The organism is Pyrobaculum ferrireducens, from assembly GCF_000234805.1.
In the GTDB taxonomy this organism is placed as follows: Archaea; Thermoproteota; Thermoprotei; order Thermoproteales; family Thermoproteaceae; genus Pyrobaculum; species Pyrobaculum ferrireducens.
Genome location: NC_016645.1, coordinates 335,315 through 350,140 on the forward strand (window position 1 = coordinate 335,315; position 14,826 = coordinate 350,140).

General features: G+C 56.9%; 18 protein-coding genes. 7 read left to right on the top strand and 11 right to left on the bottom strand.

The annotated features are described in order from the left end of the window. Window positions 1–45: 45 nt before the first annotated feature. Entirely contained in the window at window positions 46–477 is a 432-nt protein-coding gene (locus tag P186_RS01750) for an Lsm family RNA-binding protein (RefSeq protein ID WP_014287664.1), read from the top strand. Here the strand turns inward: P186_RS01750 and P186_RS01755 are convergent. Together P186_RS01755 and P186_RS01760 are read right to left on the bottom strand one after the other, a co-directional pair. After that, window positions 474–3,221, bottom strand: coding sequence for a DEAD/DEAH box helicase (locus P186_RS01755; protein ID WP_014287665.1), 2,748 nt, complete (start codon window positions 3,219–3,221; stop codon window positions 474–476). The genes P186_RS01750 and P186_RS01755 overlap by 4 nt on opposite strands. A 28-nt stretch (window positions 3,222–3,249) precedes the next feature. Further along, window positions 3,250–3,855 (bottom strand): FumA C-terminus/TtdB family hydratase beta subunit, encoded by a 606-nt coding sequence (locus tag P186_RS01760; protein WP_014287666.1) that lies wholly within the window; start codon window positions 3,853–3,855, stop codon window positions 3,250–3,252. Window positions 3,856–3,962: 107 nt separating this feature from the next. On the opposite strand from P186_RS01760, the gene P186_RS01765 reads away from it, so the two are divergent. Further along, window positions 3,963–4,829 (top strand): fumarate hydratase, encoded by an 867-nt coding sequence (locus P186_RS01765; RefSeq protein WP_148683138.1) that lies wholly within the window; start codon window positions 3,963–3,965, stop codon window positions 4,827–4,829. Here P186_RS01765 and P186_RS01770 read toward each other — a convergent pair. Continuing rightward, window positions 4,821–4,982, bottom strand: coding sequence for a ribbon-helix-helix domain-containing protein (locus P186_RS01770; protein WP_014287668.1), 162 nt, complete (start codon window positions 4,980–4,982; stop codon window positions 4,821–4,823). The two genes, P186_RS01765 and P186_RS01770, sit on opposite strands and share 9 nt — an antisense overlap. Window positions 4,983–5,011: 29 nt before the next feature. Between P186_RS01770 and P186_RS01775 the strand changes: the two genes are divergently transcribed. Beyond that, a complete protein-coding gene (locus P186_RS01775; RefSeq protein WP_014287669.1) occupies window positions 5,012–5,434 on the top strand; it encodes a flavin reductase family protein in 423 nt (140 codons plus the stop codon). Here P186_RS01775 and P186_RS01780 read toward each other — a convergent pair. Next, the gene (locus tag P186_RS01780) at window positions 5,389–5,712 is read right to left on the bottom strand and encodes a ubiquitin-like small modifier protein 1 (RefSeq protein ID WP_014287670.1); all 324 of its coding nucleotides are present in this window, start codon (window positions 5,710–5,712) and stop codon (window positions 5,389–5,391) included. The genes P186_RS01775 and P186_RS01780 overlap by 46 nt on opposite strands. 29 nt (window positions 5,713–5,741) lie before the next feature. Next, window positions 5,742–6,122 (bottom strand): 6-carboxytetrahydropterin synthase, encoded by a 381-nt coding sequence (locus P186_RS01785; RefSeq protein ID WP_148682608.1) that lies wholly within the window; start codon window positions 6,120–6,122, stop codon window positions 5,742–5,744. A 40-nt stretch (window positions 6,123–6,162) separates the two neighbouring features. On the opposite strand from P186_RS01785, the gene P186_RS01790 reads away from it, so the two are divergent. Genes P186_RS01790 through P186_RS01805 form a run of 4 tightly spaced genes read left to right on the top strand, consistent with a single transcriptional unit; the run spans window position 6,163 to window position 9,705 of the window. Beyond that, on the top strand, window positions 6,163–7,056 hold the full coding sequence (locus P186_RS01790; RefSeq protein ID WP_014287672.1) for a hypothetical protein: 894 nt from the start codon (window positions 6,163–6,165) through the stop codon (window positions 7,054–7,056). A gap of 56 nt (window positions 7,057–7,112) precedes the next feature. Continuing rightward, window positions 7,113–8,075, top strand: a complete 963-nt coding sequence (locus P186_RS01795; protein ID WP_148682609.1) for a DUF711 family protein — start codon at window positions 7,113–7,115, stop codon at window positions 8,073–8,075. 42 nt (window positions 8,076–8,117) lie between these two features. Continuing rightward, entirely contained in the window at window positions 8,118–8,666 is a 549-nt protein-coding gene (locus tag P186_RS01800) for an ASCH domain-containing protein (protein ID WP_014287674.1), read from the top strand. Beyond that, the gene (locus tag P186_RS01805; protein WP_014287675.1) at window positions 8,632–9,705 is read left to right on the top strand and encodes a radical SAM protein; all 1,074 of its coding nucleotides are present in this window, start codon (window positions 8,632–8,634) and stop codon (window positions 9,703–9,705) included. Before P186_RS01800 ends, P186_RS01805 begins: the two co-directional genes overlap by 35 nt. 11 nt (window positions 9,706–9,716) lie before the next feature. Here P186_RS01805 and P186_RS01810 read toward each other — a convergent pair whose 3' ends face one another. The 6 genes from P186_RS01810 to P186_RS01835 form a co-directional block, all read right to left on the bottom strand. Next, on the bottom strand, window positions 9,717–10,883 hold the full coding sequence (locus P186_RS01810; RefSeq protein WP_014287676.1) for a DNA double-strand break repair nuclease NurA: 1,167 nt from the start codon (window positions 10,881–10,883) through the stop codon (window positions 9,717–9,719). Next, window positions 10,884–12,242 carry an ATP-binding protein gene (locus tag P186_RS01815; RefSeq protein ID WP_014287677.1) on the bottom strand — a complete coding sequence of 453 codons (1,359 nt, stop codon included), beginning with the start codon at window positions 12,240–12,242 and terminating at the stop codon, window positions 10,884–10,886. It lies immediately after the preceding gene. A 20-nt stretch (window positions 12,243–12,262) separates the two neighbouring features. After that, window positions 12,263–12,895 (bottom strand): DUF120 domain-containing protein, encoded by a 633-nt coding sequence (locus tag P186_RS01820; RefSeq protein ID WP_148682611.1) that lies wholly within the window; start codon window positions 12,893–12,895, stop codon window positions 12,263–12,265. Next, entirely contained in the window at window positions 12,871–13,449 is a 579-nt protein-coding gene (locus tag P186_RS01825) for a class II aldolase/adducin family protein (protein WP_148682612.1), read from the bottom strand. Before P186_RS01825 ends, P186_RS01820 begins: the two co-directional genes overlap by 25 nt. Window positions 13,450–13,617: 168 nt before the next feature. Next, complete coding sequence (locus P186_RS01830) at window positions 13,618–14,163, bottom strand: hypothetical protein (protein ID WP_148682613.1); 546 nt, start codon at window positions 14,161–14,163, stop codon at window positions 13,618–13,620. Beyond that, window positions 14,120–14,812, bottom strand: a complete 693-nt coding sequence (locus P186_RS01835) for a hypothetical protein (RefSeq protein ID WP_148682614.1) — start codon at window positions 14,810–14,812, stop codon at window positions 14,120–14,122. The genes P186_RS01830 and P186_RS01835 overlap by 44 nt, the downstream gene beginning before the upstream one ends. Between the last annotated feature and the right edge of the window lie 14 nt (window positions 14,813–14,826).

Sequence of the window (14,826 nt, forward strand, 5' to 3'; positions counted from 1 at the left end):
ACGCCCCCGCCTTGTAAATTTTAATACTTGGGCACTGTCCCCCATATGGCGAGCACACTGGCGGAGGCCAGCAAGCGATTCGTTGCGGAGCTCAACAACGTATTAGGCAGAGAGGTGCAGGTAGTTCTTTCAAACGGCGAGGTTTACAGAGGCGTGCTACACGCCGTGGACAACCAGCTGAACATCGTCCTCGCAAACGCCGTGAATAAATCCGGCGAGAAGTTCACTAGAGTCTTCATAATGTATAGATACATCGTCCACATAGACAGCATGGAGAGGCGCATAGACATGAGAGAATTCGCCAAACACGCGGAGAAGATATTCCCAGGCATGGTGAAGTACGTAGAGGAGACCAACACAGTCTTAATAGGCGACAAGGTCCGGGTTAGCGAAATCGGCGTAGAGGGCGTAGGGCCTGTGGCGGAGCGGGCAAAGAGGCTATTCGAAGAGTTTCTAAAATCCCAGGGATTTACCTAGTCCCAGAAGGCCCTGGTCGCCGCGAACTGTTTTTCCGCATCTATTATAGCCACCCAGAGATCGGCGCCCTCGAGAAACTTGTTTAATATCTTCACCGCGGTTTTAGGCCCAACCCCGTGGGCTAGTTGCACCAACACGCCCAGCTTGCCGTGTTCCAAGACGAGGGATGCGCTTAGCTGCAGGTTCTCCAAAACCCTCCTCTCGTCGGGGCCCAGCCTCTGCCTAATTTTAAACTTGTTAACCACAAGCCTCGCCTTTTCCAAATCAATGTTTTTAACAACCGCCAGCGCCCTCACGCCACAGCGCTGGCACTGTACATCCTCCGGAAGCATAGACGCCCTAGAGGCGTAGACCCAGCCACAGTTTAGACACAGCAACGTGACGTATTTATTCAAAATCCTCCTCCTCGCCAAGTCGGCCAGGGACTCCCTCGACAGGCCCCTAAAGGAAAAGTCGAGGCGCAACGCCTCCTCCAAGATGGGCTTCTCCAACGCCGTAGGCCTCGCCAGCCTCTTCACCACTAGGGGCACCTCCCCACTGGACACTCTCCCGAGCAGTTCCGTAAGCGCCTTGACATCCAGCCTCTCTACAAACAACTCGTTTAGAGCCTCCACCCCCGGGAGATCGTCGGCGTACACCTCTGGAAGCCTAGCTGGCACGTCCTCGGCGTCTTTCGACACTAGGCCAACCCGCCTAGCCACCTGTAGAAATCTATATCTAGACATCTTCGAGCTCCTCACCGCGTTTCTAATTGTTGTGTATACGAAAGACTGCGGTTTTTTAAACACCTCCTCCAAAGCCTGCACCGGTACGAACTCCCTGAAGATTAGGAGCACTCTATACGCATCGGATCTATACCCCACAGGCCCCACGTAGCCAGAAAGCGCATGAGAGAGATACGCCCCAAGCGCTTCGTTGCCCTTGTGCCCAAGACAGCTGTGGACAACCGCATATCTATTCTCAACGACGTGGATGTGGAGCCTCTCCGGCTCTGGAATTAGGTCTGGGGTGAGCCCCTCTGTGTCTACTGGAAGCTCCTCCTCGCCACTGAGCGATCTGCGGAGAACCTCGGCACGCCGCCTGCAGACCTCCTGAGCCACCTCGTAAGGCACTGGGATCTGCTCGCCAAGCCACGCCGGGAGGGCCCCGGTGACGTCGTAGTCGGGGTATAGGTACACCACGTCGCCCTCGCGCCTGGCGAAAGTCCACACGCGGCCGGACAAGACAATTTTCGTGCCCGGCTCTATGGAGTATACAAACTCTCTATCCAGCTCCCCAACCACCCTCCCAGTAGTGTCATCCATAGCTCTGTAGCTCTTCTCGTCTGGGATAGTCGAGACATTTTCAAAATAGTAGCGGATACTACCCCTCCTCGGCCGCATCCCCCTCATCAAGCCGTGCCTCTCGGCGAAGTCCAGCACCAGTCGGATATCCTCCTCAGTCAAGTTCCTATAGGGATGCGCCCTCTTCACCACCCTCGCCACGTAGCCAACGTCTACCTCCCTCCCCTCCAGCCTCGCCTCCAGCACAATACCCACAACTTGATGCAACAAGACGTCAAGCGCATTTTCATGGTACTCCACATCTCTCTCAAGAACTCCACCCGACGCCCACTCTGTAATTACCTCAGACTCGAGGTAGTCCTCCACGTCCGACGCCACTACGACGCCCCTAGACACCAGCCCCAGCCTATGGCCGCTACGGCCCACCCTCTGCACAAGCTTAGACATCTGCCTCGGCGAGCCGTACTGCACCACCAAATCCACCTCCCCCACGTCAATCCCCAGCTCCAGGCTGGAGGTGGCCACCACAGCCTTCAGCCCGCCCCTCTTCAACCTCTCCTCCACAGCCACCCTGTGCTCTCTGGAGAGCGACGAGTGGTGCACGTCCACCACGTCGCCCATGACGAACTTAAGACGAGAGGCGAGAAACTCGGCCCCATCCCTAGTATTAGTAAAAACCAAGACAGAGCCCCTCGCGGATTTGACGTACTCAGCCACCTTCTTAACACGCGCCACCGCCTCAGGCGTCGCGTCAAACTTCTCAGCCTCTATATAATCCTCGTCGACAGGCGTCGGCAGAACCACCTCAATCTCAAATCTCTTCTCCCCCGAAACGTCGACAACCTCCACCTTCCTGTACCCACCCAGGAAGGCCGCCACCAGCCCCGGCGAGCCCACAGTCGCCGAGAGGCCAACCCGCTGAAACTCCCCCGCGAGCTCCGCCAGCCGCTCTAGCCCAACAGCCAGCTGGACCCCCCTCTTACTATTCACAAGCTCGTGAACCTCGTCAACTACGACAAACCTCACATTTCTCAAACTCTGCCTAAACCGCTTATGCAGAAGCAGAATTTGCAACGTCTCCGGCGTCGTGATGAGGACGTCAGGCGGCCTCGACGCCAACAGCCTCCTCTCGCCCTCAGGCGTGTCCCCATGCCTCACGCCTATAGACAGCCCCACCCTCTCGGAGAGGGCAACAAGGCGGCGAAGCAGATCGCGGTTCAGCGACCTCAGCGGCGTGATGTATAGACACCTAACCCCGGGCCCAGGCCCCGCCTCAAGAAGCCTAGAAAAAATCGGGAACAGCGCCGCCTCGGTCTTGCCGAACCCCGTCGGCGCGATGAGGAGGACGTGCGCCCCGCTCAAAATTCTGGGGATGCCAGCCGCCTGCGCCGGTGTGGGCTCTGTGTAGCCCAGCTCCCTTATCGCATCTCGTAGCTCTGGATGTAGGAGGTGGAAAACCACGGAGCGTAAAAAACCTGGATATAAAGTCCTAATGAGGCCACTCAATTGCAGAGAGGATTTCTGGTATCTTTGCCCTCGCCGCCTCTCTCAACTCGTCGTAGTAGTTTCGACCCGTCGGGTCGATCATCACTGTGAGGGGGCCGAAGTTCTCCACCTCCAGCACCCACATGGCCTCCGCGATGCCTAAGTCAAGCCAGTGGACGTCTACCACCCTCTTAATCGCCTTGGCTGCGAGGACCCCGGCGCCGCCCGTGAATATGGCGTAGGCCGCCACATGCCTCCTCATGGCTTCCGCCGTTTTCTTCCCCATGCCGCCTTTACCCACCACGAGCTTGACGCCGAGCTTCTCTATCACCTCGGCTTCGAACGCCTCCATACGTGCAGAGGTGGTTGGCCCCATGCTCAGGATTTCCCACGTGCTGTCTCTCTTTCTAGCCACGGGCCCCGCGTGGTAGATAACCCCACCCCGCAGATCCACCGGGAGTCTGTTGCCTCTCTCCACGTACTCCAGCATCCGCTTATGCGCCGAGTCTCTTGCACTGATCACCACCCCTGTGACGTACACCGTATCTCCAACCCTTAGCTTAGAAACCTCCTCAGCCGTGAGAGGCGTCTTTAGGTAGTACGTAGGCATGTCTCTAAGTGTCTGGCATATTAAAAAAATGAGTAACGACAATCCACGTAAATAGACTAGATAGGGGGTCCAGGAAAAATATTTTTAACATGAATAGGGAAATTGCCATGCTTGAGCAAATCCTCCTCAAAGTTGCTAAAGATGCGATTATACGCGCGAGCATAGGCCCAGCCTTTGATATAAACAACGCGCTTAAGAAGGCCCACGAGGCGGAAGAGGGCGAGGCCGCCCGGATACAGCTAAGCGCCATATTAAAAAACATAGAGCTGTCCACCTCAGAGAAAATTGCGGTCTGTCAAGACACAGGATTCCCAACTTTCTACATAAAGCTCGGCGACGGCTTCCCCCTCAGAAGCAGGGTGTACGACATACTAACCCAGGCGGTGCGAGAAGTCACCAAAGAGCTTCCCTTGAGGCCTAACACGGTGCACCCCTTCAGCGAGAGGAATCCAGGAGACAACACGGGAATAGGCGCACCTTGGTTCGACGTGGAGCTCTTCGACGGCGACTACATAGAGTTCTACTACGTGCCGAAGGGAGGCGGCACGGAGCTACCGAGCAAAGCCTTTACGCTACCCCCCGGAGTCGCCATGAAGGAGCTACCGCGCCTAGTGCTGGAGGCTGTCGTAGACGCGGGGCCTATGCCCTGTCCCCCGGTGATAGTGGGCGTCGGCATAGGGCCCTCCGTCGACATAGCCGCTAAGCTGGCTAAAAAAGCCGCAACCATTAGACCCGTCGGCTCGAGGCACCCAGAGCCGGAAATTGCAAAGATGGAGGAGGAGCTTCTGAGGGCGATAAACAAGCTCGGGATGGGGGTACACGGCGTGGGCGGGAAGGTCACAGCTCTCGACGTACACATCGAATACGTATACCGCCACCCAGCCACGTTCTCCATCGGCATCGTGTTCTCCTGCTGGGCCACGAGACGGGCCGGGGCCAGGGTGTACCCAGACGGTCGCTACGAGCTAATCTAGGGATCCCTCGTACTTTTCCAACAACTTCTCTACAGCATACCGCACAGCCTCACATCTATTTGGAAAAAACCCCCTAGAGACAAGCTTATCAACTTTTTTTACAAGAGACGCGGGAAGTGTGACGGTGGTCAAGACTGCCCTCTCGGCCTCCATGTATATTAACTAGGTCCTCTTTTTAAAGAGTGTGCGAGCGCTCCCCCCTCCCCACCCCCGTCTTGGTGATCGTGGCCTCTGGCCACGGGGCAGTGGTGGGGTGGCCTCTGGTAATACCCGGCGACCAGCCCCTTATAGGGTTGCCTCTGCATAAGGCTAGGAAGACGCTCCAGGTGGTTAGAGAGGCGCGCGTCTTCTCTATCAACTTGGTTCAAGACGCCGAGAGGGCCTACGAGATATTCGGAAAGCCGGGGGAGAATAAGCTGGATAGGTGGGGTAACGCGGCCGAGTGTAAAGTCGTGCCCTGTCGGAGGCTGGGCGACGCCTCGAGAGTTGTGGAGTGTATATACAGCCACGAGGTTGAGGTAGGCGACCACGTAGTGGTTTTCTGCAGAGCAGTTGCAACCTACGGATGCGGCGAATACGCCGTGTGGGACCCCTGTTCAAAATAGCCCCCCGCGGCGGGGGGTATAAACACCACCTCGTCGCCGTCTTTAAGCTCAGTGTCAAGCCCCCTGAGCCACTCCACAGCCCTGCCGTTAACCAAGATGTTGTACATAGGCCTCAGCTGGTCGCCATTCTGCAACAACTCGGACTTAAGCCTGGGGAATCTCTCATCTAATATATCGATGAGCTTCCTAACCGTGACGCCGTCGGGGACCTCCACCTCAGTCTTCAACACCCCCGTTAAGTCGAAGAGTGTGGCGAGGAACTTAACCCGGATTTTCACGTCTACACCGCGTGTCTGCTTTATAAGGCTTATCTCTCGAAATAGAAGCAAGGTGACCATAAGCCGGACTCGCACACCCTTACCCACGTCGCTCCGATCAGCTCGGCTATGTGCCTCGCCAGACACTCCCCGCTGACCCCCGCCAGGCCGCAGGGCACTACGTATACCTCGTCCCCGCCGAACTGCGTGGGCTCGGAGCTAGATGCTAAGTATCTGCCGTCCATCCTGGCTAGAATTTCTCTAAACCTCTCCCCGACCTCGGCGGCGTCCGCCACCAGTTCGTGATAGCCGTCTCTACAGAAGCCAGCCGTGATGTGGTAGTCGTGACCGTGAACACGCCCCCACGCCGGCGAGAAAGCCGGTCTATGAGCCACGGAGATGCTTCCCCTCAACTCGACACATGTACGCATAGTGGACGCATTGCTTTAATCCCTTTTTATACACACGCCCGTGGCCGCGATAGACGTAGACGCGGCAGAGGCTGTGGCCAACATTCTGAAGGGGCTGGAGGTGAGGCGTGATAGCTACACAGACCAGAGGTTCTACCCCCCTCCCGGCGACGCAGTCGAGGACCAAGTAGCGTACTTCGTCTCGATGGTGGCTGTAGACCACCGCACAAGTCTGTGGGAACCCTTCGAGGGGGTGATAGAGGGGGAGTTTTTCCACGGCACCGACGCCCTATACCGCCTAGGCAGACTAGCATATGACAAAGGGTTTTTCAAGGCAAGAAGACTAGCCGAGCTAACGCCAGCGGAGGCAGAGCCCCTCTTCACCTTGGGCGGGAGAAGGCTGTGGGATTTCCACACCAGGGTCCTCCTTCTGAGAGATGTCGGGAGGAAGGCGGCGGCGAGAGGCGGGTTCGAGGCTCTTATCTCTGTAGACAGCGTAAAGAAGCTTCGGGACGCCCTCTCCAGCTTCAGAGCTTACGAAGATCCGGTGGGTAAGAAAGTCATGCTCCTCGCAAAGTTTCTCGAGGGTAGGGGCCTGGCGAGCTTCAGAGACTCGGCGGAGGCCGACGTGCCGGTCGACAACCACCTAAGTAGAGTGGCGTATAGGCTTGGGATTGTGGAGATAGACTTCGGCTTTCTGGAAAGCGGCGTGGAGGTGACGCGGGAGGAGGACATAAGGCTGAGAGAACTGGTAAAGACCGCGTGGAGAATAGTGGCAAAATTCGCCGATCTGCACCCCTTTGCGCTTGACGACTTCCTCTGGAATTTCGGTAGGAAAATATGCAAAAGAGAGGGGCCGCAGTGCGGGATCTGCCCCTTTAGAGAGGTCTGCAGGGCTCATAGACTGGGCAGATACCCACCTGAACACCTCCACCTATTGACGTGGTACTATTAGCTGTTTAATGGCGGCGTCGGGGGAGGTAGATATATACCTGTGCCTCGGGGGTGGCTATGAAGGTTAGATCTGTAACTTTGCACTTGATGTGGAACGACGACTTTTCCTTAGTAGACCAGTTTCTGCAGAGGGCGGAAGCGGCGTCGCCTCTGACTATACGCGTCTCGGTGTCGCCGCCTCCTCCGCATGAGGCGGAGAGAGTGATAGCCAGTCTGAAGGAGCGCGGCGTTAAGTACATATCAGTGATTCACCTCTACTACGACGCTGATGAGGTCTACCGCTACGTATCGCAATACAATGTATTCGCCTCCTTAAGTGACGTTGGTGAATACATAAAATTCTTGCAGAAAATATACACCAAAGGCGAGGTACACCTCTCCCGCTACGTCTCCCTAATGCTTGGGGGAGCTGTTTTCAACTCGCCCTACTTCCCCGCATCCATCACCACGCAGAGGGGAGTCTCGGTGTCGTTGTTGTATCCAAGCGACCTAGAAAGCCTAGACGACGTGGACAGAGTCTTAAAGAGGGGGGAAGAGATCGGGAGGCAGATCGCCTCTTCGCTCGGCGTCGAGTTTCTCGGCGTCGACGGTTCTCTATCTCCATGGGGCGAGGAGAGCGTAGCCAAGGCGTTGGAGCGGCTGTTTCAGATAAGACTGGGAGAGCCCGGCTCCCACCATGCAATACGTCGGCTAAACAAAGCTATTGAATCCGCCCGGGCTAGGAAGGTGGGGTTCAACGAGGTGATGCTACCCCTGGCAGAGGACGAGGAGTTGAAGCGGCTGGTTAGGGCAGGCGCGCTGGGGCTGGACAAATTCGTGAGCTACACATCGGTGTGCATCCCAGGCCTCGACATGGCCCCGATAAGGGTGAGGGATTGGGGAGCGTTGAAGAAGATGTTGTACGACCTTGCCGCAGTTGCAGAGGCCAAGGGGAGGCCGGTAGGCGTGCGGATATTCCCCGTCGACGTGGATGAGTACGACGTCGAGGGCTTCGGCGCTACTCCGTCGCTCCGCCTCTAAGATTTAAATTGCAGAGTGGGAGGGGTCGTGATTCGCCACCTCATGCTGTCGCAGAGGTATCTCAAGGCGTTGCTGGAGGGAAGCAAGAAGTCCACGATTAGGCCGGGGGTCTTGAGGGTAGCCGAGAGAGTCTACATACACAGCGGAGGGAAAATCGTCGCCGTGGCTGAGGTGGCTGAGGTGGTGTACAAGCGGGTTTCCGAGCTGACCGAGAGAGACGCCCTGCTAGACGGCTTCAGCTCCCGGGAGGAGCTGGTGGCTTACCTAAAAAAGAGGTACCCCGGCCTGCGGGACGACGCGGTGGTCACAGTTGTAAAATTCGGCAAGGTGAGCAGGTTGGAGATGCCAGAAGACGCCCACTACGGAGGGCTGACGCCGGTGGAGATAGCGACGCTGGCTTTGAATAAGCTTAGGCTAAGCCCACGCGAGCAGAAAGTGCTGAAAGCCGTGGTGGAGACCGGGAGCCTCAGAAAGGCGGCGATTAAGCTCTACGGAACAGTGGAGAAGAGGGGGGTGATTAGGAAGATTTTAAGAAAAGCCGCGTCGCTACTCATGAATGGAGGCCTGGACCGCGAAATTAAAGACTATTAAGACATTGGAGGAGAGGCTGGCCAGAGAGGAGACTCTAGAGGCTAGGAGAGACCACCACGCAAAGAGGCCGCCCAGGCCCTGTGGCATAACTATACACACAGGTGTCGGTTGCCCTCTGGCGTGTGCGTACTGCTACATATACGACATGGGTTTCCCCGGTGCCGCGTCGCCCTACAGACTAACGCCTCTACAAATGGCATACGCCATTGCGGCGAACCCCCACGTGGCGGTGGGGGAGTGGGGCACCTTGGTTGCTGTGGGATCTGTTACGGAGCCCTTTCTCCCAGAGACGAAAGAGCTGGCGGTGGGCTACATGAAGGCGGTGGCCGCCTACCTAGGCAACCCGATCCAAGTTTCGACAAAAATGCCGCCTCCCGCCGAGCTCGCAGATGTTCAGAAGGGGCTTGACGTCTTGATAAGCGTCACCGACTTAAGCGGTAGACTGGAGCCGAAGGCGCCCAGCCCGGCGGATAGGCTCAGGGCGGGTGCTGAGTTGCTGAGGCGGGGCGTCAACGTCACACTTTTCGTCCGGCCGGTGGTGCCCGACGTCACGGATAGAGAGCTGACACGGCTCCTAGCTTATGCACGTGAGCTGGGCTTCCGCAGGGTTGTTTTCGGCACCCTCCGAGTGACGGCGGGAATAGCCGCCAGGCTCAAAGCTTTCGGGGTCGACGTTAGGCCGTATGTCAAGGAGCTACATCCGAGGCGGCAGACGGCGATTAACTACCCCAAGAGCCGGGTCGTGGCTACGGCGAAGGAGCTGGGATTTGAGGTCTTGCCAGCCTCCTGCGCCTCCAACGTAGTCGCCCACGGACAGGCGTGTGCCCTGTGCCGCTGGGGGCCATGCGGCGACTTAAAGAAGCTGAGAGCCGACCCCGAGGAAATTAGGGAGTATCTAGAGGCGCGTGGTTACAGAGGCGCGGGCGTGGCTGTGGAGGGGCTACGCATCCGCCTCAACATAAAGATATCACGTGTCGACAAGATATTCCTAGAGCAGGCGACGAGGCTACCGGTGAAGGAGGGGGCTGGACGCAACTGAGGCGTTTGTCGTCAGTAGCGGCTGGCTAGCCTCTTCTGCATATTCGTAGGCCACATGAGGTGTGTGAGCGACTCCGGCGTTTTCGACAGCAGAGCCGTCAGCACAGCCTCGACGAGGTCGGGGCTCACCCTCACGTATTGATCCACGGCGTCGAGAATCTGGGGGTATCCGGTCACCGTCGAGGTGGTGGACGCCAGGTAGGACACTATCTCCCCCACGCCCAGGCCCCCCATATCTAAGACCTCTACTCGCACCGCCGTTCTGTGACCCGGCGGCATGTAGTACACGACCTCCACGTCGCCAAGCAGACGCAAGTGGGGATACGTCGAGGTGGTGAGCACCGCGTTAAAGTTCTGGCCGAACTCCACCAGCCTTCTACAAAGCCTCTCGCCCTTAGGACTGAGGCCTACCCGCTCCCCCTTGTAGCATTTCAGAATAGCCTCCCTCTCCGGACCTCCCTCGCAGTCTGCATAGTGTATAGAAACCCACCTAGGCAGAAGATCTCGCAACTTGCCTAGGCTGAAGTATTCGCCGGGCCTCAGCATCGCCGAGGCGGCGACCTTGTCGTTTACAGGTAGGCACCTCCCAGCTAGTAGGGATAGATACCTCGACCTAACCCTCTTTGCCACAGCGACGATGCTGGCGCCGCTCCTCGCGGCGTAGTTGAGGAGTCTATCCACCACCTTGTTGACCTCCTCGAGGCGCCCTCCCCTCACGGCGAGGTTGAAGGGCAGGGGGTGGATAGCTATTTCGCCATCCAGCACCAGAAGATCGAACCTCTTCTCCCCCCTCAACCTACCCGCTAAGAGCCTCGCCGCGAGGCGCTTCTCCAGCAACGCCGCATATCTCGAAACATCGCCCTCTCTGCTGTCGGCGAAGTATAGCGTCCCCGTTAGAAACCTGTCCTGCACCCCGCCGGAGACGCCTACGTAGCCGTAGGCGATGACGGTGAAGACGCCGCCGACAAGCTCAAGGGAGGGCGAGCCGTAGGAGGAGTCCACGGCGTACACGTCGAAGCTCCGCGGGGGGCCGATCTGCCTCACCTCAACTGCGTTTCTTAAAGAAGCGAGTTCCTCCAGTGTTTTGCGTAGCCGCGAGATTTTCTCGGCGTGCCTCTCCACGTCGTGTCTTAAGGCGATTATCAGATCGGGCTCTAGCCAGTAGTCGAGGGTCTCCATCTACGCCACCTCTTTTGTCTTTATCAACACGGGCCTCCTCAGCGGGTTCATAAGCCCGGCGACGAAAAACTCCCTGGGCTGTAGCTGGGCTAACACGCCTTCGTTTATGTCGGCGAGATCTAGGTATGTGGATATTTCCCTCACGTCGGTGGGGGCCGTGAGGCGGGAGAAGAATACGGTGCCTAGATTTGCCCTTATCGACGGGTCGATGTCGCCTACTATTCTCTGACTCGCCAGGATTATGGAGAGGCCCCACTTACGGCCCTCTCTGACGGTGGTCTCTATGGCGTCTTTTGAAATTGTCCAGGTCTGTGGCGCGTAGTTCTGCGCCTCGTCAACCACAAACACTAGGCGGGCCGGGGCCTTTCCGCTCTTCACACTCGCCCAAGCCGCTTCGATGACTGTGGCAATTATGGCTTGCTTTACCGAGAGGTCTGTGTCGTAGCTTAGATCCACAACCACGGGAGAGGCGTCGAGAGAGAGGATGTCCTCGGGAGTTTTAACTCTGTTGTTTAGCTCTTCAAAAAAGGCGTTGTCAACAAGCTGCCTCAGGTACAGCTCCACCTTCTCTATAGTGGAGTCCCGCGCGTTCAGCCTCTTCATAACTCTCCGCAGATGTGCCACAAACGCATCTTTAGACCACTTCCCTTCATACGTCATGGTGGCTATTTCGAGATACTCCCCGTGCGTCTGCCACTGAAGCTGAGCCACCCTGGCTATCACAGAGGCGAGGATGTTCGGCGGTATCTTAACCTCGGTGGACTTTATAACAGCGCCGTAGTAGGGGGCGTAGTCCACGCCGGTGTGGTCGAAAACAATCACCTTGTAGCCCCTCGCCGAGAGCTCGTTTATCAACGCCCTCACCAGCCTAGACTTGCCCATGCCCGTGGCCCCGAAGACCCCCACGTGGTGCGTCACGTAGCGAACGTCAAGCGGAAGAGCCCACCCTGAGTATTTGTGCGCCCCCACGTAGATGTAGTCCCCCTTGAAGACGCCCTCCAGCGCCGAGGCGTCTAGGAGGTACACTTTTGAGCCCGGCGTCACTACGTTTGTCACCTCAGTCAATCTGCCGTCTCTAATCGCCACGTAGGGCTTAACAACCGCAGAGGTGTAGGGGAGGAGTATGCCGTAGTCCACCATCTCAGGCCTATCCACATACGGAGTCCTCACCCTGTCGCGTATCACAGGCTCCAGCTTGGTCACGCGCCGCAGAAAACCCACGATGACCTCGCCCGGGTTTTCCCGATCCACAACCCCGACTAGCTGCTCCTCGACGGCGTAGCGCTCGGCAGAGCGGTAAATCTGGACGGGTATGGAGCCTATAGTGGCGCCGCTCACAACTATCCCCAGCTCCTTCACAGTAGGTACACAGCCACCGTTTATAAAAGAACCTCCACTTCCACAATATCGCCGTCTTTCACGTTCAGCACGTCGCGGAGCCTCACAGGCGCGATGACTTCGATGACGTCAGTTGGGTGGTGAGTCCGCTCCGGCATAACGACTGCGCCCTCGACGCCGTTGACCCTCGCTCTAAATGCCTTGACGCTTCCATAAGTCCGCAGACCGTTTGAGAACCCAGGTATTACGACGCCAGGCAACCCGTCTAGATACCTCCTGTATGGGAGGTACTGCGGATCCAGCTTTACGTTAAGCGTACCCGGGTAGGGCGCAAAGCCAAGCTTGTCCTCTATAGCCCTCTTGTAGCCTTCTAGCGATATGTAGAAGGCGCCCTCGCCGAGGCCGCTTACGACGCGCCCCACCAGCCTAATAGAAGCTATGTTAAAGTAGCGTAGGAGATCTCTAAGGACAGAACTCAGGAGATCTCTCCCCTTTGGGGTAAGCTTGACCACCGGACTCTCTGCCACGTAGCCCTCTTCCCTCAGCTGTTTTAGCAACTTGTATAAACCCTGGCGTGTGACGCAGAGCCTCCTAGCCGCCTCGGCTACGGGCAACCCCTCCACCGAGGCGAGCGCTATTAGATCCCCCACTAGTCGCCTCTCTTGGCACTCCATAACTCCATTACCCACTTGTAGAACGTGGCCCTCGCCAGATCAGCCACGACCTCTATCCTGTTCACAGCCTCGGCTAGGTCTCTGCCCACGGCCACCACGCCGTGTCGCTTCAAGATAGCCACGTTGCTCTTCTCAAGCGCCGCGGCGACGGCCTCGGCGAGCTCGGCAGTCCCCGGCTGGATGTAGGGCACCACGGCTATCCCCGACCCCAGGTAGGCCTCGGCCTCGGAGAGGAGATCCGCCTCTATCCTCTCGGCGAGTAGCGTAGGCAATACGTCATGGGTATGGACGACGGCGCCGACATCCCTCCTCCTTCTATATATTGCGACGTGCATACGCCACTCGCTTGTGGGCCTGAGCCTCCCCTTGACCACCTCTCCCTCGCCGTTGATCCACACCAGGTCCCCCGCCTCGAGAAACGGCTTCGGGTAGGAGGTCGGCGTGACGACAAACAGCCCGTCCACAGACACAGAAACATTACCAGAGAGCAGAGTCAAATGCCCCCTCTCATAAAGCAGACGAGTGTATCTAACCAACTCATCTACCACAGACACACGCAGAAGAGGTATAGACATATTTGTGCTTTATGTCCTCTTACACTAGCCGGCGACGCCGAACTCTCAATGGAGTCGGATTCGACGCGGAACAACAATTCTAACCTTTAAGTTGCCCATGTCGAGGGAAGCCCTCGGCTTCTATGAACCGCGGCTTTAGCTGTTGACTTATTTTCCATGCCTCTTCATATACCGTTCTATGTAGTAGAACGCAAATCTAAGTAGAATGACGTCGTGGATATAGCGAATCCAGCTCAGCCTAGCGTATTCAGGCGGAATTCCTAGATGAGCCAGAAAATTAGGCGACACTACGAGGCCGGCGGTGTAGGGAATTGCGGAGAGAGGCGTAATCAATATCATTGAAATGAAGAAAGGCTTGTAGAAGAGCCGCCGGGGTCTTATTCTGAAGGCGGGTAGTATAAGCAGGTAAGCGACGAGATAGATCAGCCAGAATAGTAAGAAGTACCAACCCCCAATTCCGATGAATATAGATAGGTAAGGCACGAGCAGATGGACTAGAGAAAGCCAGCGTGGAGATCCAATAATCGGGCTGGCGATCCAGGCAACTGCAAAGCCGTATGCGGAGAGGGGCGCCGCCGCAAGGAGAGTCGGTGCGTATGGGAAGAACCTAGCTGAGAAGAGGGAGAAGGCCCCAAAAAATGGCGTGAGTTCAGTTATAAGCCAGCGGGATAATGACTCCGCCCGTGGAGCCATATGCATAGAACTCGCGGGCATCGTTAAATAAGTTCTGGAAGTCGTAAGGCGAGGCCACGGGCGCCTTGAAGGTCGTGCCTATTACATAATTTGAATCGTCGTTATTGTTGCGGTAGTAGTAAACCCTTATGTAGTACGTAACCGTAGTGGATCTGATGCCACCTAACGAGCCAGGCACAGACTGTGCCAAGAACATGCTTCTCACAGCTCCATTTGTATCGACCCCAGCCGAATATCCCGGCCCGCTGTATGCGACTCCGTTTACCGTCACGGAGCAACCGCTGTAAGCCGGCCCTTGCACGCCGGAAAGTATTATGGAGAACGCAGTTAGGCCTAGTCCCACCAGCGGGTTTGTATAAAGTGCAACCCACCCTAACAACACGGCCAACTCGCTATACACCTGTATACCTGTGGTAAGTTGGGCGATGGAAATTAAGAAGTTTACAGGCGTCCAATAGCCCGTAGAGCTGGCCGCATTTACATATAATTGTTTAAGTGCATTTGACGGCGACGCCCAGCATACGCTCATTAGATAGGTCTTGCCTGGCAAGTCGTAAGTCGCATGGGTGTACGACACCCTGAATATCCAATCTGCAGATGACACTGGTATACCATGAAGAATTTGCGAGGCTAGCTCGGCCTTGGCCATTATGTGTGGATTTG

Coding starts and splice junctions, on each gene's coding strand:
- P186_RS01750 (WP_014287664.1), top strand. CDS start 46: ATGGCGAGCACACTGGCGGAGGCCAGCAAGCGATTCGTTGCGGAGCTC.
- P186_RS01760 (WP_014287666.1), bottom strand. CDS start 3,855: ATGCCTACGTACTACCTAAAGACGCCTCTCACGGCTGAGGAGGTTTCT.
- P186_RS01765 (WP_148683138.1), top strand. CDS start 3,963: ATGCTTGAGCAAATCCTCCTCAAAGTTGCTAAAGATGCGATTATACGC.
- P186_RS01770 (WP_014287668.1), bottom strand. CDS start 4,982: ATGGAGGCCGAGAGGGCAGTCTTGACCACCGTCACACTTCCCGCGTCT.
- P186_RS01785 (WP_148682608.1), bottom strand. CDS start 6,122: ATGCGTACATGTGTCGAGTTGAGGGGAAGCATCTCCGTGGCTCATAGA.
- P186_RS01795 (WP_148682609.1), top strand. CDS start 7,113: ATGAAGGTTAGATCTGTAACTTTGCACTTGATGTGGAACGACGACTTT.
- P186_RS01800 (WP_014287674.1), top strand. CDS start 8,118: ATGCTGTCGCAGAGGTATCTCAAGGCGTTGCTGGAGGGAAGCAAGAAG.
- P186_RS01805 (WP_014287675.1), top strand. CDS start 8,632: ATGGAGGCCTGGACCGCGAAATTAAAGACTATTAAGACATTGGAGGAG.
- P186_RS01810 (WP_014287676.1), bottom strand. CDS start 10,883: ATGGAGACCCTCGACTACTGGCTAGAGCCCGATCTGATAATCGCCTTA.
- P186_RS01820 (WP_148682611.1), bottom strand. CDS start 12,895: ATGGAGTGCCAAGAGAGGCGACTAGTGGGGGATCTAATAGCGCTCGCC.
- P186_RS01830 (WP_148682613.1), bottom strand. CDS start 14,163: ATGGCTCCACGGGCGGAGTCATTATCCCGCTGGCTTATAACTGAACTC.
- P186_RS01835 (WP_148682614.1), bottom strand. CDS start 14,812: ATGGCCAAGGCCGAGCTAGCCTCGCAAATTCTTCATGGTATACCAGTG.